This window comes from Stieleria bergensis (assembly GCA_007745635.1).
In the GTDB taxonomy this organism is placed as follows: domain Bacteria; phylum Planctomycetota; class Planctomycetia; order Pirellulales; family Pirellulaceae; genus Stieleria; species Stieleria bergensis.
In genome coordinates this window covers 128,737-150,543 of the sequence record CP036272.1, presented here as the reverse complement: position 1 = coordinate 150,543, position 21,807 = coordinate 128,737, and the positions used below count along the sequence as shown (strand labels likewise).

Sequence of the window (21,807 nt, the reverse complement as noted above, 5' to 3'; positions counted from 1 at the left end):
AAGGCGAACCCTTAGAGATCGACGCGGCCAACCGCCGCGTTCAACGGCACTACATCTCGATGTCTAAGTTGTCTTCACTGGCAGCCGTCCGCAGCTTCGCCAAGGCTTTGGCTTCCAACTGACGAACTCGCTCTTTGGTCAGACCGATCTCAGCACCGACTTCTTTCAGCGTCAACGGCTCCGTCCCAGTATCGAGACCAAATCGAGCCGCAATGATCTTTTGCTCGCGTTCATCCAAGCGGTTCAAGATCTGCGACAACTGACGTTTACGGCGCCGTTGAGCAGATTCTTCCAGGTAGGGATCACAACGCTCGTCTTGTCTGGCCAAGAACAGTTCTTCCGTTGTGGTCCGGAACCGATCACGATGCTTGAATTCGCTCGGAATGGTGCGAGCGAAGTTCTTCATGATCGCCCAACTGGCGTAAGTACTGAACTTATTGCCGCGTGAGTAGTCGAACTTCTCGACGGCTCGAATCAACGAGATGTTGCCATCACTGATCAAGGCGAAGAAGTCCTCGGTACCACTTTGGTGCCGCTTGGCAATCGAGACGACCAACCGGAGGTTGGACTGCACGATTCTATTTTTGACTTCAACAGCGCGATCATAGTACGCCTCAATCTGGTTCATCGCCGATGACTTGCCGCCATCGAGCTGATCCAATTGCTGACGCAATCGATTGGCCAAGTGCTTGAAGTAGTTCATTTTGCGAAACAGGTGGTACTCCTGTTCTCGCGTTAACAATGGCACGTCGTACAGGCTGGACAAGTAGCTGGGCAGGTCCTTGGGCACGCGCACTTTGCGAGGTGCAACGGCCGGTTGAGGCTCTGGGCCCAAGTACTCGATCTGACGCGAATCGTCCTCGAAATCTTCGTTATAGATGTAGTCTAACGGCAATTCCAGAATGCGCTGCTTGCGCATCTCCAGCAAGATTCTCTGAATGCTGGTCTCTGAACGATTGAACCGGCGGCACAGTTGTGCGATTGTGTGTCCCGCAAGATACAAGTTAAAGATCGAGCGTCTGTCGTCCTCGGTCAACGTTCCACGGTGATGTGGAAAGATCGCGATGGCGGAGTTTTCGCTATCGAAGTTCTTCAACGTGTAACGAATGGTCTCAACGCTGCGTCCCATTTGCCGAGCCAAGGAGCGGGTGACATCGGCAGGTGCAGCGCCACCTTCGACCAATTGTCGCGCTCGTTCGATGATCTCTGTTTTCTCGTCATCGGTCAGCTGACTGAAGCGTTCGCCTCGGCGGATCTTGTCTTTGTTGGCCGCTGCGAAATGATCCACACTGCTAGCCAGGAAAGCAACACGTTTGCGGCCATCGATGGACACTCGCCGACTGACCAGACCTGCTTCGCGCCAGCGACTGATCGTCTTGGTGGAAACATTGAACTGGCGGCTCAAATCTTGAACGGTCAAAATCTGCTCACCGACCTCCTCGCCACTCAGGTCAGCAAGTTCAGACAGATCTTCAATCAACAGCCGAAGATCGTGAGCCAAGTCCTGTGAGGCAAGATTGTGTCGGCTGGGAAGATCCGGCCGGTACTTGGTGATTCGGAAGCAAACAAAATCATAGGCGTAGTAGCGATCTTCGGTGATGTCGTTAAACAGCACTTCAGCGGCAGCTGCTTGCTGGATCAACGTCGCCTTTTGATTGAAACGCAGCTGATCTCGCAATTGCTTGATTTTGTCGTCGCGGTAATTTCGATTCATGATAAGAGGTCTCCTCGCGACTTCGGTCCACTCCAAACAAGTCCCTGCGATCTTGACAAATCGCGTTTGGATTGATTCCCAAAGTCTCGTTCCATTGATTCCGTGGATACCCGAATCAGCCTTGTTCCATCAGACGATTCTTGCTGGGCCATGGCATCAGGTATCGCATGTTTAACGACACCTTTGGTCACGGCGAATTGCGCCCGATTCTGTTCAGGCTCTCTGTTTTTGAAAATTCAATGCTGCGAATCCTTGTTGGCTAACCTTGTAAGTTCAAGACGGCATCAGATCCGCCAAAAACTTGTCACGCAACACAGCAGTGGAAACGCTGACGTCCCCGAGGGCACGAAGTGAATCCAATCATGTCACGATCCTGAACGCCTTTTCTTAGGACGACTGTAACAGCCAGACGGTTCACTTCGAGCAATCGATTCAGCCGCTGATCGCAAAATCCCCATTCGGAGTGTGAATTCCCTTGAACATGCGGATTCTTGGCGACTTGGCTAACTTTTTCGATTTCTGGTTGAAGATTCCCCGGCAGTCATTGCTTTTTCACTGGACATTCCGTAGGAAATTTGGGGCCAAACCGCTTGAATCCGACCAAGTCGCTAGGCTTTTTTACGCTTCCAGCGACGTAAATCGCTACTCCAAGGTAGTTTATAGATGCGGAAAGCTTTTGATTTCTTTTTGCTTCTCGCTAATTGTCAACCGAACGGTGTAACTATTTCACGCAGGATTGCACAAATGGCAGGACAATCGCCCTGCCTGCGCTGATTGAGATTTCAATCACTCCCCAGAAACCGGCACCATTCTGAGATCATACAGTTGGCAAGAATGACCAGGCCTGTCGGCTGATCACCAACATAGGCCGACGCGCTGGCCACTGAAAAACACCCTCCAGCCAACCACAGAACAGGCTGACCACTGAGTTTTCCTTCGATCTGCAGTGCCCCCGGCTCAGGCAAGCTGGCTGGCAAACTTTTCGGGCTGTAGCCGTTTTCGGGGCCGAAACGATCAAAGCAGTGGCAGTCACACCACATTGAGATGATTGCTTTGATTCGATGGGCAGATTTGGTCGATCAACAGCGATGAGTATCGAACGAACCCGATCCATCGCGAACAGAGAAAACCAATTGTGTTTTCCAGTTCAATGGGGCACCTTTGAAGCACGGAACGCGAATCGTGAGCAATCAGGACTGCAGCCAAACTAATCGTCGATCGTTCTTATTGCGATCAGTGCTCGCTCCAACAGCTGCCTGTGTTGCCGGACAGTCCATCCTGACAACACCACTGCTGGGCAATCCACTGGAGAGCGACAGCAAGACGGCTACGACAACTGCCAACGCAGGGGAAGCAACCAGGCTGGTACCGATCGATCATCCTCTGATGCGAGTGCGCATCGAGTTGGATGTCAAAGGAAATGTGCTGGTCCCCAAGAACCCGTTGATCAAACCTTCCGAGACTCGGGAACTTCCGATCGAATCGAAGGCGGTGCTGGACTACGAAGAACGGCAACGACGTGCTGCCGAAAGCGAAGGATGGGATCTGGTTACCGAGCGATACTATCACGCCGCCGAAAGCACCAGCAAGCTGAACAAGACTTCGCGTCACCAAACCATTCGAGACTCGGCGCGGCAAACCGTTGTGCATCAAAAACGTTTGCCAGCGACCATCTATTCGCCAACGACGTTTCTGACCCATGGCGAGCTTTCTTTGCTGAAGTCGCCTCTCAATGCGCTTGCCAGCGAATCGTTGCTACCCGATCAAGCCGTCACAGCCGGTGACCGCTACAAGATCGATGTGCAGCACATCGCTGCACTGCTGAACTGGACAACGGCCGACAGCGGAAGTGTGGAATGCGAAGTGGTCTCCCTTGATGACCGGCAAGCCAAACTGCAGTTCAAAGGCAACGTCAAAGGCTCAGTGGATTCGGTCGAAACGGAAATCGAACTCCTGGGCAAGCTGTTGTTTGATCTTGAGCAAGGGTTCTGCCCATGGGTTGCGTTGGCAGTTCACGAAAAACGCCGCAGCGGTCAAGCGGAACCCGGCTTTGATCTGGCTGGCACCCTTCGCATGATTCGCCAGCCGATGGAAAAGCCCGTGGCATTAGCGAGCGATCCGATTTCGATCGATACGACAGCGGAGCCGCCTGCAGATCGCCTGTATGTCGAATTGCAAAGCGCTCAACTGGGCTGTTCAGCGATGATGCAACGTCGCTGGAAAATGATCCAGGATCGCCCCGGCGCAGCGGTGCTGCGAATGATCGAACACGAGAAGAGTCTGTCGCAGTGCAATCTACAGATGCTGCCCGCCCTTCCAGAGGGTCATCAATTGACTCTGGAGGCCTTCAAAACGATGGTCAGCCGATCGGTTGACGGTAACTTGACGCAACTGGTGAACGGCTCCGAACGCGTCAGCGGGCAAGGCCTGCGGATCCTGACGGTGATTGCTGACGGCGAGACCTCTGGAGTCCCGGTTCGCTGGATCATGATGCACTTCTCGGATGACCAGGGGAAACGCGTTCAAGCCACTTTCACACTGCCAGCGGCTCAGATTGAGGCATTTGCCGGCAGTGACGCTCAATTCGCCGACTCGCTGCGATTCCTGTCCGAGGATCAGATCCTGGACGGCAAGCCGCCTGAAATGCGTGAAAATTCCGCAACGGAGCCGCCTGGACAAGCAAATCTCCAGCAGAATCCCTCGCTTAAGGTACTGAATCCAGGCCCAGAGCCAATTAAGATGGGAGCCACAAAGACGGGATCTGATGCGAGCATTTCGGGGGACGCTGCCGCGAAGATCGGAAAGGCGTCTGTGCAACCACCAGCCAGTGCACGTTGATGCCCCAGCTTCTGTTTTGAATTCAACACTCGCTCCTCTGCTCCACCAACCTTCAACGATCCGAGCTCAAGTCATGTTTGCTGTCTTGAAACGAACCATCGACAACCCAACGCCAAGCCGGACCTTTTCAAGTCGTTGGCTACTGTTCACCGTCGTGATGTTCGGCCTGGTCAACGCGCCAGCAGTCAGAGCACAGGATGCGGCTCCGCCGATAAAGGATCCTTACACCGAACAACACACGAAGTTTGCCCCGGGTGTTGTCACGGTGATCCCGCCGGCACCTCACCCAGAAGAAACCATTGATGGCCCGCTGGCCATGAATGAGTTCTTGCAAGCCTATCCAGAACTGGCCTGGGACCCAGCAAAGTTCAAAGACGGAACGCCAAACTTTGATCCACGCACTCGCACGCTGGTCGAAATGGCCAAGCAAGTCGTGTTGCGACGGGAGATCTATTGCTTGGAATTTTCGTTCAAGCCATTGCGTCAGATCTATGCAGACGTGCCGATGCCAGGTGGTCGTGTCCAACGCAAACTGATTTGGTACATGGTGTATCGCGTTCGTTACCGTGGCGGCGACCTTCGTCCTGCTGCTGACCAAGTGGCGGGCTCAAGTCTTTACACACGTGTTGAGTCGGTGGCTTATCAGTCTCGCCGATTCTTCCCGCTGATTACGTTATCGGACCATGTCAGCGGTACCGAGTATGTTGACCGCATCATTCCGTCTGCAACCAGTGTGATCGCTGCTCGCGAGCAGATCACGGCACCGCTTTACAACACCGTGGAAATCACTCGCCATCCCGTTCCCCACTCCACCGATGCAGATGCACCTGGTGTGTGGGGTGTTGTGACGTGGACGGATGTCAATCCCCACATCGACTTCCTGTCGCTTTCGGTCTCTGGACTGACCAACGCCTTTCAGGTCGATGGCGAAGCTTCCGATGCACCGTATCGTCGCAAGATGTTGAAACTGAACTTCTACCGCCCCGGTGATGCGATGGACCAAATCCGTGACAACATTCGCTTTGGCATGCCAGCCCACCGCGATGCCAAAGAAGAGTCGTACATTCTGAACAAGTATGACATGCAGGAAGCACTCAAGTACGAGTGGACGTATCGCTTGGTCAATTAGTTGACTGTCTTGATTTCACGCAGGCGTTGCTGCAGCGCCTGCCGCATCTGCAGAAGCTCCTTGGACGGTGTGGGTTCGCCGGCCAAGTTCCTGGTTTCACCGGGATCCTGTTGCATGTCGTACAATTCCTCGCTGCCATCTGTGTATCGCATGTAGTGCCAGTGGTCGGTCCGCAAGGAATGACCATTGTGGATCGATAAGGCTCCCTGGCGAAGACGTTTCAGTGGATCCTGCAGCACGGGCAGTAAGCTCTTTCCCTCCGCAACCGCCGGCGTGGGGACGCTCATCAACTGACAGACCGTAGGATACAGGTCAATCAGCTCGACCATCGATTTTGATCGGCCGCGTGCTTGCTGGGGCACGCGAACGATCAGCGGGACCCGAATCACTTCCTCATGCAGGTTGCTCTTTTGCCACCAGCCATGTTCACCAAGGTGATAGCCGTGATCGCTGGTAAAGATCACGGCCGTTGAATCAGCAAGCTGGTGTTGCTCCAAGGCATCCAGAATTCTGCCGACCTGAGCATCCATAAAGGCCACGCTGGCGTAGTAACCGCTCCACATCTGCTTTTGGTTCTCGGGAAAATCACCGATCGAATTCCTGGCGTTGGTTGTCGCTGCCCTGCCCTGTTTGGGAATGTCTGAGGTGTCGTCTTTCCAGTTGGCGGGCATTGCGATCCGATCAACTGGATAGTCATCGAAGTAATGGCTTGGAGCAACCATCGGATAATGGGGACGCACTAATCCGACAGCCAGAAAGAACGGCTGATCGCTCTGACGACGTTGCTTGAGCAGCTCGATCGCTTGACTCGCCGCTTTGTAATCAGCCTGTCTGGTGCCATCACCATCGGACTGCACCGTGACAAACATGCGATGTGGCATCTTGGTTGACTGGCGATTGGCAAGCTGGCGAGTGAAGAGGTTCTGATTCAAACAGGCATAGAGGCCCGGAGTATGCGTCTCAGGTCCGGGGCTGTTGAATCGCTCCGTCCAACATTTGGGCTGATCAAGGCCATCTATCCCAGCAATGATGTCCCCCGGAACGCGCATGTGAAAGATCTTACCCACACGCGCGGTGTAGGCTGCATGGTCCTGCAATTGCTGGCCCAGAGTGACATTGGCTTGATCGCGATAACGACCGAACATCATCGAACGACGCGAAGGCGCGCACCAAGTTGCCTGACAGTAGGCGTGTTCAAACAGCAACCCCTTGGCTGCAAGTCGATCCAGGTTCGGGGTTTGGCAGTGTGGATCACCATAGCACCCTAACACGCTGGCCTTCAAATCATCCGCCATGATCAACAAAACGTTGCGGACCGGGGACGACACAGAATCCGTGCCCGTGGCGGACACCACAGACGTCGGCTGCCCCCAACAACTTGGCATCATCGGTTGCCCACCGATCAACCCAACAAAGACAAACAGAAACCAACTCGCGCGTGCAGCTATCCGCTCAAAAACCATCGACCCATTCATCAAATTGAAACAACAAGGTAAGTCGTCCTGGTCACGAAGACAAAGACAGAATGTCACCTAGTGTAACGTCAATCAACTGGCGCGACTTGGTTCGATCGCTGCCTGCGGCAACAAGAATATAGCGAACCACGAAAGCGGCGTCCGAAGAGCGTTGCCAGCCGTTATCGCCCGTCGCTAGCGTAGGGTCCCGTCGATGGGAGGATGGGAGCGGAAGACGGTAGCGGAATCTGAGCAGGCCCACCGGCGTTCGATTGCCCCAGCGGTGTCCTGACCGGCATCGAGTAATCGACACTGGTCAGGAAGCGACGCAGCTCACGCAGGCCGTGGCTACGATTCGGATCACGCAGCAGACGTTCGAGTTCTTCAATCGTCAGTGCCGGGGCAAAGTAGAAACCTTGTGCCAGGTCACATCCCCAGCATTGCAAGAGCTCCAACTGTTCGGACGTTTCCACCCCTTCACAAACCACATTGGCCATCAGGTGATGCGACAGTTGAATGACTGCCTGCATGATGATCGCACGTCCATGATCGTCGGCGATCGAACTGGTGAACGACCGATCAATTTTGACGGTTTCGATCGGGTAGTCATGAAAGCAGGTCAACGACGTGCTGCTTTTGCCAAAGTCATCAATGTGGATCCCGATGCCCGCTTCATGCAGTCCATGCATGGTGCGCAAGACACGCTCATGATCGCGAGCATCGCCCTTCTCGGCCATTTCAATTTTCAAATTCGGACTGTAGCCAGTTTGCTCGATCAACCCCGAGAGACGTTCTGCAAAGATCACATCGTTCAATTGCTTGCGAGAGACGTTGACTCCCAAATACACGTCAGGCTGATGCATGGGATCAAAGCGTTCGAGCATCTGGCCAAATTCCATGATCGAACGGCGCAGAACCCATTCGCCAAACTGAGTGATCAAACCAATCTCTTCAGCCATGGCAATGAACGTGCCCGGGGGCACGAATTCACCATCGTCAGAACGCCAGCGAGAAAGCACTTCAACGCCTTGAATCTCGCCACTTCGTAGATTGATGATCGGCTGATAACGCAATTCCAGTTTATCGTCACGCAATGCCTCGCGCATCTTGTTTTCCAGTTGATGCCGAGCCACTAAAGCTTCGTGCATCGACTGATCAAAAACAGCGATCCGGCCCTTGCCCAGGTTCTTCGCCTGGTACATGGCCGTGTCGGCGTTGCTCAGCAATTGGTGTCCATCGCGGATCGAATCGCTCAAGAAAGCGATCCCAACACTGGTACCGACCGTGACTTTGCGATTGCCTAGTCGGAACGGCTCGGCAATGCTGGCCACGATGCGGCGAGCAACGCGAATGGCATCTTCATAGTGAGTCATCCGTTCCAACATCACGACAAACTCGTCGCCGCCTAAGCGAATGGTTCGCTCCGTTGGTTCGCCATCCTCCTGAGTCTCTTCGGTGATGGTTTCGTTGCAGTCACTTTTAAGATCGGCACTGCCTCGTGCCGCGGTGTCGCAGTCTCGCAAACACTGCTTCAGTCGCTGGGCAACTTGGCTTAGTAAGTCATCACCGGCAGCGTGCCCCAAGGAATCATTGATGACTTTAAAGTTATCCAGGTCCATGAACAGCAACGCATCGACGGACTGCCGATGTGAACCTTGATTGGAGAGCACCGTTTCCAAACGATTCAGCAGGAATGGCCGATTGGGCAACTGGGTCAACGCATCACGGTGAGCTATTTCACGCAGCTCCGATTCCATCTGGCGACGCTTCTTGACCTCTTTGGTTAACACCGAAAGCTTCTGAGCTTGTCGCAACGAGAGACGATACTTTTCACTCAGTGCCAATGCGATCTGACGAAGCTCGTCGTTCTCCATGGGTTGACGTAGCAGCAACAATTGATCGCTGTAGCCCAATCGCCGCACGACACTGTCCCAGATACCGCTGGTGTAGGATGTGCAAATCACAATCTGAACGGCAGGATCGATGGCCCATATGCGCTCAATCGTCGTCAACGCGTCGAGCTCACCGGAGACCTGCAAATCAATGAAGGCAACCGAGATGCGATTGTTCAGCTCAACCGATTTCTGCACATGCGCGATGGCCTGCTTGCCACTGTAAGTGCTGGCAATGCTGAAGACAGGCATCCCCAGAACTGGGCTACTGTGGGCTGGCACACCCTGGGCTGGCATGCTCTGGGCTGCCAAGCTCTGGGCTGCCAAGCTCTGGGCTGCCAAGCTCAGAGAAGACGCCGAGCTCTCGTCGGTCGACGGGCTGGTGGGGCCGATCAGCTTGGTGGCCGAGGTAACGGTCAAGCCCGTATTAGCGGCACCCAGGATATGAAAAAAGTCATCGTGCACCTGTTGATGATCGTCAATGATCAACAAGCGCCGCTCCGCATGAAATTCAACCATTGTCACACCTCACCGGTAAGGCGATCGGTAAGGCACACAATGATAGCGGCGTTTTTGGACAATCTAGATGGGGCGACATTCATGCTTTCCTTTGCGAATCTCTTTACACTCAACCCTATGTCGCAAATCGGACGGAAAGCATGTCCAAGGGGCTGTGAACCCATATGCACTAAATACTCGTATCGATTACAGCGACTAAACGGGTTGCAACGAACATCGCGACACTACCCTGGTGGCTAAACGCCAGCAAAAAGAGCTAGGCATCGACTCTCCCCCTCGCCTTGGCGATTTGATCAATCCGCGACCTGGATGGTGCCAGCTGCATATCTGTTACAGCAGTGCGCCGAAGAGACATTTGACAAGGTTTGCGTTTTAGCAATGTCAAATGATAAACGGATGAAGAGAACGGCCTTCAATCGCTGTTTGTCTCGCCTGAATAGTACTCAAGCGCAGCATCATGAAACGGCAATCCCCGGGTCTTGGCTGCCTCCGCTTTGGAGATCAGACCGGGCATGATATCGGGGGACTCGTACAAACAACGCAGCGCAGACTGAACCAGTTTATCCGGAGCATCGGAGCGAGTGACCAATAAAGCGGTCGTTGCCACGGTTGGATAACGCGCGTCAGCCAACTGTGCATCGGGATAATGCCTGGGTTTCAAGTCTTGCTGATAAAGCATCAGGTGCGACGTCACCTCGGTGCTCCTAGGCAAAGGCAGCAAGCTCCAGCCCTGTTCAAACAACTGATCAATCAGTTCACTCCCCGGTCGGATACAGATCAGAGCAACCGTTGCCTCACTCTGCTGCAGCTCCTCCCAAGGTTGTTCCAAAAGCTTGACATCAGCCTGGACTCCCAGCGAACCGAGAATGGTTCCTGCGGTCATTCGCGAGCCACTTTTTTCGGGGCCAATCGCCACCACCTGTTCGCGGAGCCAATCGACCAACCGCTCACTTTCATCGATGATGGCTTGGTCGGGCGCGTGACGAGCCATCAAGTGTGCGAATTCAGAAAACAATGGCGCGACAACCACTAGCTGATTGCTATTGATGGCGGCGGCCTGCATCGGTGCAAGATGCACTTGACCAGTGATCAGGCGCCCGCGATTGTCGATCGAACCACCGGTAGGCATGACCTGTGTTTCAACTTGATATTGCTCAGCGAGTCGCTGTGCCAGCTGTGCCGAAAATTCATTGTAAACGCCACTCTTGACCCCGCCGGCAATCGAGACGCTAGCGGGCATCGCCTGCTGGCGATAGCGACTCCACATCGCCGCACTGACGAATAAGAAAGGCAGCAATGCCAACATCAGCAGCATCCCTGCTTGCAAGCGGCGATGCCCTGGAGTGGTTCGCACGACCTTGCGTCCCAGCAAGGCGCCCACCAGCGGAATACCGGTGAACCCCTGCCACAGCTGCACGATCTTTCCGCGCGGCCGGGCCATGATTGGACGACCTTCCAAGAAAGCATCCAGATCGTCGGCCAAATCAGCGGCGGATTGGTAGCGTTTTGCCGGCTGCTTTTCCAGACACTTGCTGACAATGGTTTCCAAATCCTGTGGCACACCGGGGCGAAAGTTCCGCATCGGCTCGGGACGATCATGAATGACCTGCATCAAGGTATCCACAATCGTATCACCGACCAGCGGCGGACGTCCTGTTACCGCAGCAAAGAGAATCGCTCCGAGTGAATACACGTCACTTTTCCGTGAGGCTCGATCGCTGTGTCCGCCAGCCTGTTCGGGAGCCATGTAGTTGGGTGTGCCGACCGCCGCACCGCTACCCGTCACACTGCTGTCAGTGGTCAGGTTCTTTGCCAAACCAAAATCGGTGACATGCACCTGATCTCGACGGTCGATCAGGATGTTGGCAGGCTTTAAGTCACGGTGCAACACGTGATTGTGGTGGGCGTGATCAATGGCGCGCGCCACATCGCGAACGTATCGAGCAACGTCGTCAATCTCGATCGGCCCGTCATTGATTCGGCGCTGCAGATCGGTGCCTTCAATCAATGCCATGGAAAAGTAATGATGCCCGCGATGATGCCCAAACTGATAAACAGGGACAATCCCGGGATGGCTGAGCCCAGCGGCTGCCTGGGCTTCTGTGTAGAAACGTCGTACATCGTTCTCGCAAGCCAACATACCGCCGCGAATCATTTTGACCGCGACGGTGCGATTAAGCATGTACTGGTTGGCTTTGTACACCACTCCCATGCCACCGCGTCCAATCACTTGTTGCAACTGGTATTCGCCAATCTCGTAGGGAAGCGTCGGTCCCACATCACCTTGCGGCCGGTTGGCTTCCGGCAGTGTCAACGCTGGATCATCGGACTCATTCGGATCGGCAGCCAATCGATCCACCGTTTCATCACTGGGTGAAACCGACCTGGGAAACTCTCCGGTCTCTGAAAATTCCGTTCCGTCTGCCCCAGCCTCAACGGCCCCATTTCCGGCAAACCCAGCCTTTTCCAGCTCGCCGGAATAAAGGGGACTGGTCAAGACACCCGACGTGAAGGTGTCGATCGCGTCTGCCGCATCCATCAGCTCCCGCAATTCCTCGGCGATCTCCGGGAACTGGCAAAGAAACTCTTCACGCGAAGCGACCAAGCCCTCATCACAAGAACGCAAGTAGGCAGCAAAGGCCTGATCAACCTGATCTTCGGATTCTTGCGATTCGGACATGGCGTTCTAAAAAGAGAGCATTTGGAAACAGCGGTGGACGCAGAAGGATGTGAGCCGATCATAAATACGGATTGTTCTCGGCATCAATGATCGTCCGCAGTTTCTTGAGACCTCGTTTGAGAAGCCCAGCAACAGCGGTGTCTGATTTATCCATTCGCTGCACAATCTCACCCAGCGACAATCCTTCCATATAACGCAACCGGATCGCCTCCGCCTGAGTCTCGGGAAGCTGGTGCAAGGCCTCCAAGAGTGCCACTGCCGTTTCAGCCCTGATCGCAATACCAGAGGGACTGGTGGTGCTTCCAGGCAATTGCGCGATCCATGGTGAACCAGCCGATTCGTCGGCGGCCTTGGCTGCTGCGGTCACCTCTCTCCTGACAGATCGCTTTTGCGTCATCACGTGCCGAGTGACAGCCGAAGCCACATTGTTCTTCAACATGCCTCGCAGCCAGGCAGCAAACTCTCCCGCAGAAGCGCCTCGAAACGAACCCAAATCTCGCTTGGCCTCCAGGAACGTGACTTGCACGATATCGACTGGATCCACTCGACGCCGCAGCTTTTCACTCAAATTGCGGTGCGCCAACATGATCAGGTAACCCCGGTACTGCTCCAACAATCGCCCCAAGGCCGCATTGTCACCGGCTTTCGATGCAACCACTAATTGGGTTGTCGTCATATCACCTTCTGTTGCAGTCATGGATTTTTTACGAGACAATGAGTGAACAAGGACGAATGGATACAAGCAGGCGCGCTCGGCTGATTTCGAAACGTTCGCATCGAAATTTTCGGCCTCTGGTCCCTGATGATGGGGAACACAACCTGCTGCCAATACCAGCCTCCAGTTTAGACGAAATCGGCATACATTGATGCTGGACAGAGGTTTTTCTGCGGCACCTTCCGTTCGATTCTGTCAAACTCCCCCATTCGATCAGGTCCTGGACATGATGACACGCCTTCACTCTTCACCTGCCTGGGCTCGTGGCCCCTCCTGGGCTGCTTCCCCGGCAAAACTGCTGTCTTCGAAAAACTCAACCAACAAACCCACCGGGCAGACATCAGGTTCCAGCATTTCAGTCATTCGTCACTTCAGCTTGATTCTTGGCATCGCCGGCATTTTATTTGTCAGCGGCTGCGGTGCAGATAAATCGCCCGACGAAACCACTCCCCCGAAAGAATCGCCCACCGCGGAAGCCGATCGCACAACCGATCAGCCTGCCCCCGGCATCGACATGCCTGCCAGTGAACCCGCTGCCAGCACCGAAAATGACGCCACTGACGCGCCGGCGGACAGCGAATTTGCATTGCCTCCCAGCGGCGACATGCCTGCCAAAGACCCCGCACCAGCCGACGATCCGGTTCCCAGTGGTGGCGGCATCGAATTACCAGAGCTAAACGGCCCTCAAAACGCCACCGGCAGCACGGAAAGCACAAGCAGCACGGGCGAATTGAACCTGCAAATCACGCCCTGGGAAGAAATTCAAAAGGCGGTCACCTCGACCGGCAAGATCACGGTCGTCGATCTGTGGTCTACGGCCTGCGACCCCTGCCTGAAAGAGTTCCCCGGCCTGGTTCGCTTGAATCTAGAACATGGCGAAGAGGTCTCTTGCTTTGCAGTCAGCCTGGACTTTGATGGTCGCAAAACCGCGCCACCAGAAAGCTATCAAGAGGCCATCACTGAGTTTCTGACCAAGAACAAAGCTACCTTTCCCAATTACATCTGCGCCACTGACAGCGACTCAATGTATGACGCCTTGGATATCCCCTCGATTCCAGTGGTCATGATTTATGACGCCGACGGCAAACTGATCAAGAAGTTTGTCGACGCGGGCGACACAGCCGGGTTTGGCTATGAAAAGGATGTGATCCCCTTCGTGCAAAGCTTGCTCTAGTTTGCTTCACGGCGCTTGCTCTAGTTTGCTTCACGGCGCTGGCTACCAGCCAGCTGCATCTCCAATGCAATCACGACCCTCTTGGCCAAGCGTGCCCGGCGGGATCGTGACGTCTTGATGAAAAGCCCTGCTCATCCAAGCCGTGCACGGGCTGAGCGCGAAAGATCAGAAAGGCGCTGGCTTGACCGGCTTTGATCATCTGCCAAACGCTTCGCAGTTGTCAGCCACATTCCTGTCGCTGGCCACCGCTGGCAAACCGATTACTGGACGGCCTTGCCTTTCTTTTTAGACTTGCCGCCGGAGTGGTATCCTTTGGGGACATCGTCAGCAGATTTGCCTTTGTGCTTGCTTTTGTACTTTCCCTTGGACTTGCCTTTGCCTTTTGAGTCGGCACCTTTGAAGTCCTTTTTGCCGGCGAATTTGCCATTCGATTTTCCCGGTGGGGAATCGACTCGAATCTGCATCTTCTTTCCGCCGACACGCGCTTTGTACAGGGTGTTCAAGACATCCTTGGGCAAGTCTTCGGGCAGATCCACGGTGCTGAACCGTGGGAAAATTTGAATCGGCCCAATGAATTCGCTATCGATGCCAGCTTCGTTGGCGATCGCCCCGACAATGTTCCTTGGAGCGGCATTGTCTTCGCGGCCGACTTCGATGCGGTAACGTGTCATGCCAAATTCAGGGCGTCCGACCTTGCGTTTTTTGCGACTTTCGCGAGGCTGATCGGAATCGAAACCACCTTCACGATCGTTGCCTCGATCTCGATCTCGACTCTTCTTTGATTTCGGTGCATCTTTGACGAAAAAGTCGTGCCCTTTCTGGCTCATTTTCAGCAGTGCGGCCGCGACGACGCTGGGATCATGGCCAGAGGATTCAATGTGCTGTTGGATCAGTTGCTCGTAGACTGTGAGCACACCTTTCTCGATGGTCTTTGCAATTCGGTCACTGAGCCGTTGCACTCGCATGGCGTTGATTTCGTCGGCACTGGGCGGATTGACGATTTCAATTTCACGCTTGGTGGTTTGTTCAAGGTAGCGCAACTTACGACGCTGTGCTGGCGAAACCAAAATGATGGCGTCGCCACTTCTGCCCGCACGACCGGTGCGGCCAATACGGTGAACGTACGATTCATTATCGTGCGGGAAATCGAAGTTAAAAACATGGCTCACGCGGCTGACATCCAAGCCCCGTGCGGCAACGTCGGTCGCCACAACGATATCGACACGACCACTTTTCAGCTGATCGATGGTGCGCTGACGGACGGACTGTGGCATGTCCCCGTTCAAAGCCGTGGCATTGAAACTTCGCCGAACAAGCTTTTCGGCAACCTGAATCGTCGCATCTTTGGTCTTGGTAAAGATGATCACGCCGTCCGTTGGCTCGGCTTCCAAGAATCGCAGCAGAGCCAGCATTTTGTCTTTGGGGGTGACCACGACGGCACGCTGTCGAATCGAGCTAGCGGTAGCCTCTTTTCGCTCCACAGTAATGGTGACAGGGTCTTCCAAGTACTGCCCAGCGATCTTGCGAATCTGTTGCGGCATCGTCGCGCTAAACAAGGTCACCTGACGCTGCTTAGGAACATGCTGCAGCACAAATTCGACATCCTCCTGAAAGCCCATGTTGAGCATCTCATCGGCTTCGTCCAGCACCAAACGTTGCAACTGGCTTAAGTCCAAGGTGCCTCGCTTGAGATGGTCGATCACTCGTCCAGGGGTGCCGACCACAACATCGACGCCGCGACGCAGGGCGCGGAATTGACCTTCGTAATCCTGACCACCGTAGATGGCCAGCGTACTGAAACCTTTGACGAATTGGCTGTAGGTCTCGAAGGCCTGCGAGACTTGCAGTGCAAGTTCACGTGTTGGTGCCAGGACCAGCGTGCTGACGCTATTCGACTTTCGCTGCCTGGTGGACAGGATCGGCAATGCGAAGGCTGCGGTCTTGCCCGACCCGGTTTGCGATTGAGCCAGCACATCGCGACCTTCCAGCATGCTAGGAATCACTCGCGCCTGAACTTCGGTTGGCGTGGTGTAACCGCATTGTTCAAGAGCCTGCAAGACGGTGGAGTCTAGGCCTAAGGCGGCAAAGCTTTCTGGCTGCACATCAGCAGCAGGCTGTTGGGAAGACGACATTCGATCACCTGGACAATGGTTGCGGTTAACTTTTCGCAGCCTAGCGGGTTAAGGCTACCACTGGCAGTGGTTATTTGTCCATTCGCCCTGAATCCACGCTTTTGCTGACCGGTCGTGCGATCGGCCGGCCGAAAAAACCACCTCACAAGGTCATCCCCCACCTGTGCTGTCAGGGTGCGAGGCAAAACCAATGGAGCTACGATTCCGGATCGATTTCAGCGGCAAATGAATGGGGTTAGTCACTCTGACATCGCTGGCAGCAGTTCAAATCACTCCGCGGGCAAATCGGTGCTCTCTGGTGACGAATCGAGCACCGGAATGCTTTGGTCCATGATCACTGGCACGGGCTCAATCAGCATTGGCTCAACCAGTTCTGTCGGTTGATCGGTGAACATCAGATTGACACCACCGGCAGCACGTCGCCGCGCCCGTTTGTCGCGCATCCGCTTGCTGATTGGATTGTTGAAACAGGCAATCCCGATTCCACTTAACCAATCGTCAGACTCTCGTCCGTCGGTCGTGATCATGTAACGGCTATAAGCAGTCAAACGCGTGTTGGAGTTCCACCAGAAGTGCAGGCCGAGCTCGGGATAGACCGCCGCCAGGGCTCCAGTGAATCGCTCGTCTTCCTCATCGAATTCATCGATGGCTCCATCTTCATCATTGTCGATGAAGTCGTCTCTAGCAGGCACCGTCTCTCGGGCCGCGCCGGCAAAAACTCCCAAACCAACAAAGGGTGCCAAACGAGACGGCGTTTGTAGTCGGAGCCCACCGTCGGCGCCGGTAAACAAGTCCTCGCCATTGGCCATCAAGGTCAGTGAGGCGCGGGTGGTCATGCCACTCATCACGTAAGATTCCTTGCCCAGATCGAGCGCCCCCAAGCCTTGATCATCGTCGCCGCGGATGGTGTAGCCACCCCCCAGATAACTGCCGGTGGCTTGATCCATAAACCGAGCATCAGAGGCTTGCTTGAGCTTGCCCAGCAGATCGGACTTGTCGGCACCGTCACAGTATTTATCGGCGTACTCCGAATCATCCATCGCCCAGCGCGAGCGGAAGATCCCCGACGGCAGCGAACAACCTGCCAGCATGCAAGACAGCAAACAGCAAAGCGACAACAGAGAACGCATGGGCGGGTTGTGATCCATAGTCCGGCGATGGGGGCGACGTTGGCGAATACCCAATCCAGCCAAAAGCCGTCAAGAGGAACGCCGGACAGCGCGATCGCCACCGAAGCATGATCGCCACTGAAGCACGCTCGGGAGACGGTTGGGACAAGTTTCACGCTGCTGTTTCATGCTGGCTGCCGTGCTGGCGGAAGGTTGACTGACTGCCGGCTGCCCGGCTGGATTCTGGCCGATGCCACACAGGGCTTGCAAAACACCGCTCCCTCAGGATCAGAAACCACCAAGAAGCAAAAGTTTTCTGTGCTTCATTCCATCAACGATTGGCCGGTTTACGTCGCTGCAAGCGTTCACTGTTGCCCCGGAAGGTGAATCAAACTCACCTCCAAATCGGACTCGGGGGAAACTCGCCAGCGGGTGGTCCGAGTGCACTCCGCGACACGGTTGACCAAACGGGACGGGCTATTAGTATTCCCCGCTTGAAAAGAATAAGAATTGCAAAGTGACCTCCTAAACAGATTCGACAGTCAACCTTCATGCTGAACTTCTTTCGCAACCAAGCCGGTAGTTACAAAGACGACGTTTTATCGGGCATGACTGTTGCTCTGGCGTTGGTTCCTGAAGCGGTCGCGTTCGCGTTTGTTGCTGGCGTCGCCCCGCAGGTCGGTTTGTATTCGGCCTTCTTCATCGGCTTGCTGACAGCCATCTTCGGTGGGCGTCCGGGCATGATCTCAGGTGCCACCGGTGCGATGGCTGTGGTCGTCGTTGGCTTGGTCGCCATGCACGGTGTGGAATATCTGTTCCCCGCCGTGATTCTCTGTGGATTGATTCAATGCACCATCGGCGCTGCCAGATTGGGCAAACTGATCCGCATGGTGCCACACTCGGTGATGCTGGGATTTGTCAATGGGCTGGCAATCGTGATCGGCATGGCTCAGTTGAGCAGCTTCAAAACACTGGACTTGGACACAGGAGAACTCGCCTACCTTGGGGGTGCCAAACTGTGGCTCATGCTAGGCATGGTCGCTCTGACGATGGGCATCATTTACCTGCTGCCCAAGTTGACTCGCGCCGTGCCCGCGTCCTTGGTAGCAATCTTGACCGTCACCCTGATTTCGGTGGGCGTGAATCAGTCGGGGTTCCTGCAGGACACCGCCGGTTCCACCAGCGCGATGGCGACCGTCGGTGACATGCTCAAAGAAAAGAGCGCCGCAATGTTGATCGAAGACAGCGCGGCGGCAGAGCTTGTCGCTCAAGCAGGTAGCGAAAACGTTTCAGCGGTCGAGGCAACCGCTGCCACCACCACGCTGACCGCCGCGATGGCGTTGGAACAATCCAGCGGTTCCATCGAAGGCGGCCTGCCCCAACTGTTCTTTCAGGACGAGCAGTATCTGCTACCACCGATGAACTGGGAAACACTGTGGATCATTTTCCCCTTTGCATTAACGTTGGCTGGCGTTGGCTTGATCGAGTCCTTGATGACTCTGACGCTAATCGATGAAATCACCGAGACTCGCGGCCAGGGCAACCGTGAATGCATCGGCCAAGGCTTGGCCAATATCGTCTGTGGTCTGTTCGGCGGGATGGGAGGCTGTGCCATGATCGGTCAGTCACTGATCAATGTGAACTCCGGTGGCCGCGGACGGCTCAGCGGGATCACGGCCGCCTGCTTGCTGCTGGCATTTGTCCTGTTTCTTTCGCCCTGGATTGTCATGATCCCCATGGCAGCACTCGTTGGCGTGATGTTCATGGTCGTCATCGGTACCTTTGAATGGGCATCGATCAAGATGGCTCGGCGGATCCCCAAGTCAGATTACTTGGTGATGCTGCTGGTCGCTGGTTACACCGTGTTGATGCACGATTTGGCAACCGCTGTGATCTTGGGTGTTGTCGTGTCGGCTTGCATCTTCGCATGGCAACACGCCACGCACTTGGGTGCCGAAGAATTGGTCGACGATGATGGCATCAAGACGTACCAGCTTCACGGACCACTGTTCTTTGCGTCGACAACCTCCTTCAAAGAACTGTTCGATGTCTCCAAGGACCCCGACGACGTCGTGATCGATTTTTACTTCACACGTGTCTACGACCAGTCCGGCATGGAAGCGATCAACGCACTGACCGAAAAGTACAATGCCGCCGGCAAACGGCTTCGCTTGACTCACCTTAGCGCTGAATGCAAAGCGCTGTTAGACAAAGCAGGCGACTTGGTCGAAGTCAATTTAGCCGAAGACCCTCAGTACCATGTCGCCACCGATCGTCTCGGTTAATCGGCGGCGACTCAACAGGGCCCAACTGCTAACGCGCCAAACCAGCGGGCTCACTCTTGCCGCCGACCGTACTGACCGTGATGACGGTCACGCTTGCTCCGCTGGCAAGCTCGGCAGGCAACTCAAACTGAGCTTCGACCAGAGGCATGTCGGGCGTGTCACTGTACTGCAGCCCTTGAAACAGTGGCCGGCCAAAGCGATTCGCGGGCGTCTCAGGAACTCGCCCGATCGTTTTCCCTTGATGTTGAATCAAGAAATGGCTGATGCCGCTTTCCAAGTCCGCTTGTGGCTGCCATGTCAACACGCCGTCCTTGACACTGACCTGTTGAACTGCGGGCGGAGGCGTGTTGTCGGCAATCTTGGTGTCCGTGACATATTGCGACCACTGCTGAGCGATTCGCTGGCTGGGTAACCAAATCGCTTTCGCAGCGTCACCATTGTATTGCTTTTCAGCGACTGGCTTGGTCTCCAGCACGGTTGCCAAGTACACCTCGTCGGTAGGCATCGGTCGTAACGTTTGATCGTCACCCTTGGCAAGGCGTTTGGCCAAACACTCGTCCAGCCAGGGAATCGCCATGTAGCGCTGGTTGCCACATTCATGGGCGGTCAGAGGATCAACAGAGATCCCAATCAACGCTCCTTCGCCGCGCATGCGATAAAAGAAAGCTTCATTGGCCGGCCAAACGCGAGCAAATCGACCATCCTTCACCGTCACACCTTCTTTGGTTCCCGGGTTACACATCACTGGCACCGACAATGCCGCTTTGGGAAGCTGATGGGGCTTGATGCCCGGCCGATCTGGATTGACTTCCAGCATGGGGACTCCCGAACGCAACCAGGTTGCGGCAACTCGGTCTGGATACAGCATCGTCATGCCGCCCGCCCAATGGCCGCCACCGCTGTGCCCCCACAACGCCCAAGGCACTTCGGCAAGTTCTGCATGGCCAGACAGCTTGCCAAGATCGACTAAGCTTTGCAAAAACGCGTCCGCCGATCCGTTCCGCGGGTCACACCACATCTGACAGTCAGCCTTCTGAGGCTGTTCATACGAAGGCGCCATCAACGCGCAGCCATGTTTGGCTGCCAATGCCTGCCAGTGCAAATCAAACGCACCGGTCAGCCCAGACTTGCAAGATCCTTCGCCGCATCCATGTTGATGCACAATCAAACCGCGCAGCGTTTTGACCTGAGGCGGAATCCAGACCGTGTACTTGACCGGAAAGATCAACTTGCCCGGCTCGGTTGATGCTTCATAGCGAACTCGGTAATAAGGCGCTTCGGCATCAGGAAAAACGTCATACGGCGGGTTCTGTGCCCCGGCTGGCAAACTGACCAGGAACAGACAGAACAGCGTCCCGAAATGCAGAAATCTTGCTTTGTTGATCATCAACGACTCGCACTTGTTGTGTAAAAAAAACGATTGGGGAAAGAATCACCGAACCAGCATAGGATACTCAGAACACGGCAGCCTGCCCGTCAACCGTCCCCTGCTCAGGGCCTTTGGTACCAAAGAGTCCGTCCGCCAGTCTCCCACCACAAGGCTTTGATGCGATCTTGCCTGCGATTGACAAACAGGAACAGCGATCCATCGGCGACGCGCTGGTTCATCGAAGTGGTAATGATTCCGGTCAAGCCATCGAAGCCTTTGCGAAAATCAACGGCCTGAGTGCACAGATCGATCGGCGCTGAAGTGGGCAAGCCGATCATGCTTGAGCCTCCGCGCGATCGACGGGCTTGCGGTCAGCGGGGACTTCCACGCGAATGCGAACCCTGCCGGGGAGTTCGATCGTCGTGTTGGCGAGAGTTCACCGTGGCGTCGTTCGCGGAATCAGCGGTCAGTCGCAGCGGAATGAATTGAGCCTCCGGTTTTGCCAGTTGCGTCTTGGGCTGAACAGAGGGATCCTGGAACCTCTTTTTCCACTTGTAGAAAGAAGCCTGTGAAATACCTTCACTAAGGCAGAACTGAGTCACCGTCATCTGTGAGGCATCAAAGCGCAACAACCGCTGCTGCCAAAGCTTGTAAGTTTTCAATCGAGACATGGGCACCTCCGCGTGCAAAAGAGAAGCCCACCACCCGCGCCAACAACGGTTCTGGTGTACGGTTACGTTCGGAAGGCGGTCGATCCAGATCTGCTTCGGTGAACTCACACAGATACGGCATCGTTC

14 protein-coding genes are annotated in these 21,807 nt (G+C 55.0%); 4 read left to right on the top strand and 10 right to left on the bottom strand.

Features of this window, described 5'->3' with window-relative positions; all coding sequences use genetic code 11:
• Positions 1-49: 49 nt before the first annotated feature.
• Positions 50-1,714 (bottom strand): sigma-70 family RNA polymerase sigma factor, encoded by a 1,665-nt coding sequence (locus SV7mr_RS00460; RefSeq protein ID WP_145268217.1) that lies wholly within the window; start codon positions 1,712-1,714, stop codon positions 50-52.
• Between the two features lie 1,182 nt (positions 1,715-2,896).
• Here SV7mr_RS00460 and SV7mr_RS00455 point away from each other — a divergent pair.
• Positions 2,897-4,552, top strand: a complete 1,656-nt coding sequence (locus SV7mr_RS00455) for a hypothetical protein (RefSeq protein ID WP_145268215.1) — start codon at positions 2,897-2,899, stop codon at positions 4,550-4,552.
• Between the two features lie 73 nt (positions 4,553-4,625).
• Positions 4,626-5,681, top strand: a complete 1,056-nt coding sequence (locus tag SV7mr_RS00450) for a hypothetical protein (RefSeq protein ID WP_145268214.1) — start codon at positions 4,626-4,628, stop codon at positions 5,679-5,681.
• Here the strand turns inward: SV7mr_RS00450 and SV7mr_RS00445 are convergent.
• The 4 genes from SV7mr_RS00445 to SV7mr_RS00430 form a co-directional block, all read right to left on the bottom strand.
• Positions 5,678-7,066: a sulfatase gene (locus tag SV7mr_RS00445; protein WP_145277839.1), complete on the bottom strand. Its 1,389-nt coding sequence runs from the start codon at positions 7,064-7,066 to the stop codon at positions 5,678-5,680. The two genes, SV7mr_RS00450 and SV7mr_RS00445, sit on opposite strands and share 4 nt — an antisense overlap.
• A 251-nt stretch (positions 7,067-7,317) precedes the next feature.
• Entirely contained in the window at positions 7,318-9,546 is a 2,229-nt protein-coding gene (locus SV7mr_RS00440; protein WP_145268212.1) for a putative bifunctional diguanylate cyclase/phosphodiesterase, read from the bottom strand.
• A gap of 412 nt (positions 9,547-9,958) precedes the next feature.
• Positions 9,959-12,226, bottom strand: coding sequence for a serine/threonine-protein kinase (locus SV7mr_RS00435; RefSeq protein WP_145268210.1), 2,268 nt, complete (start codon positions 12,224-12,226; stop codon positions 9,959-9,961).
• Positions 12,227-12,284: 58 nt separating this feature from the next.
• Positions 12,285-12,902 (bottom strand): sigma-70 family RNA polymerase sigma factor, encoded by a 618-nt coding sequence (locus SV7mr_RS00430; protein WP_419187921.1) that lies wholly within the window; start codon positions 12,900-12,902, stop codon positions 12,285-12,287.
• Positions 12,903-13,167: 265 nt separating this feature from the next.
• Here SV7mr_RS00430 and SV7mr_RS00425 point away from each other — a divergent pair, with 265 nt between their 5' ends.
• A complete protein-coding gene (locus tag SV7mr_RS00425) occupies positions 13,168-14,115 on the top strand; it encodes a TlpA family protein disulfide reductase (protein ID WP_145268206.1) in 948 nt (315 codons plus the stop codon).
• 260 nt (positions 14,116-14,375) lie between these two features.
• Here SV7mr_RS00425 and SV7mr_RS00420 read toward each other — a convergent pair whose 3' ends face one another.
• Together SV7mr_RS00420 and SV7mr_RS00415 are read right to left on the bottom strand one after the other, a co-directional pair.
• On the bottom strand, positions 14,376-16,247 hold the full coding sequence (locus SV7mr_RS00420; RefSeq protein WP_145268204.1) for a DEAD/DEAH box helicase: 1,872 nt from the start codon (positions 16,245-16,247) through the stop codon (positions 14,376-14,378).
• Between the two features lie 269 nt (positions 16,248-16,516).
• Positions 16,517-17,377 (bottom strand): hypothetical protein, encoded by an 861-nt coding sequence (locus SV7mr_RS00415; RefSeq protein WP_419187920.1) that lies wholly within the window; start codon positions 17,375-17,377, stop codon positions 16,517-16,519.
• A 530-nt stretch (positions 17,378-17,907) separates the two neighbouring features.
• Between SV7mr_RS00415 and SV7mr_RS00410 the strand changes: the two genes are divergently transcribed.
• A complete protein-coding gene (locus tag SV7mr_RS00410) occupies positions 17,908-19,641 on the top strand; it encodes a SulP family inorganic anion transporter (protein WP_145268202.1) in 1,734 nt (577 codons plus the stop codon).
• A gap of 28 nt (positions 19,642-19,669) precedes the next feature.
• Here the strand turns inward: SV7mr_RS00410 and SV7mr_RS00405 are convergent, their stop codons facing one another.
• The 3 genes from SV7mr_RS00405 to tnpA form a co-directional block, all read right to left on the bottom strand.
• Entirely contained in the window at positions 19,670-21,028 is a 1,359-nt protein-coding gene (locus SV7mr_RS00405; RefSeq protein WP_145268200.1) for an alpha/beta hydrolase family protein, read from the bottom strand.
• Positions 21,029-21,132: 104 nt separating this feature from the next.
• Entirely contained in the window at positions 21,133-21,348 is a 216-nt protein-coding gene (gene tnpB / locus SV7mr_RS00400; RefSeq protein WP_145268198.1) for an IS66 family insertion sequence element accessory protein TnpB, read from the bottom strand.
• Between the two features lie 33 nt (positions 21,349-21,381).
• Positions 21,382-21,681 (bottom strand): IS66 family insertion sequence element accessory protein TnpA, encoded by a 300-nt coding sequence (gene tnpA, locus SV7mr_RS00395; protein WP_145268196.1) that lies wholly within the window; start codon positions 21,679-21,681, stop codon positions 21,382-21,384.
• Between the last annotated feature and the right edge of the window lie 126 nt (positions 21,682-21,807).

Coding starts and splice junctions, on each gene's coding strand:
- SV7mr_RS00440 (WP_145268212.1), bottom strand. CDS start 9,546: ATGGTTGAATTTCATGCGGAGCGGCGCTTGTTGATCATTGACGATCAT.
- SV7mr_RS00415 (WP_419187920.1), bottom strand. CDS start 17,377: ATGCGTTCTCTGTTGTCGCTTTGCTGTTTGCTGTCTTGCATGCTGGCA.
- SV7mr_RS00425 (WP_145268206.1), top strand. CDS start 13,168: ATGATGACACGCCTTCACTCTTCACCTGCCTGGGCTCGTGGCCCCTCC.
- SV7mr_RS00410 (WP_145268202.1), top strand. CDS start 17,908: ATGCTGAACTTCTTTCGCAACCAAGCCGGTAGTTACAAAGACGACGTT.
- SV7mr_RS00430 (WP_419187921.1), bottom strand. CDS start 12,902: ATGACGACAACCCAATTAGTGGTTGCATCGAAAGCCGGTGACAATGCG.
- tnpA (WP_145268196.1), bottom strand. CDS start 21,681: ATGTCTCGATTGAAAACTTACAAGCTTTGGCAGCAGCGGTTGTTGCGC.
- SV7mr_RS00420 (WP_145268204.1), bottom strand. CDS start 16,247: ATGTCGTCTTCCCAACAGCCTGCTGCTGATGTGCAGCCAGAAAGCTTT.
- SV7mr_RS00435 (WP_145268210.1), bottom strand. CDS start 12,226: ATGTCCGAATCGCAAGAATCCGAAGATCAGGTTGATCAGGCCTTTGCT.
- SV7mr_RS00460 (WP_145268217.1), bottom strand. CDS start 1,714: ATGAATCGAAATTACCGCGACGACAAAATCAAGCAATTGCGAGATCAG.
- SV7mr_RS00450 (WP_145268214.1), top strand. CDS start 4,626: ATGTTTGCTGTCTTGAAACGAACCATCGACAACCCAACGCCAAGCCGG.
- SV7mr_RS00405 (WP_145268200.1), bottom strand. CDS start 21,028: ATGATCAACAAAGCAAGATTTCTGCATTTCGGGACGCTGTTCTGTCTG.
- SV7mr_RS00445 (WP_145277839.1), bottom strand. CDS start 7,066: ATGCCAAGTTGTTGGGGGCAGCCGACGTCTGTGGTGTCCGCCACGGGC.
- tnpB (WP_145268198.1), bottom strand. CDS start 21,348: ATGATCGGCTTGCCCACTTCAGCGCCGATCGATCTGTGCACTCAGGCC.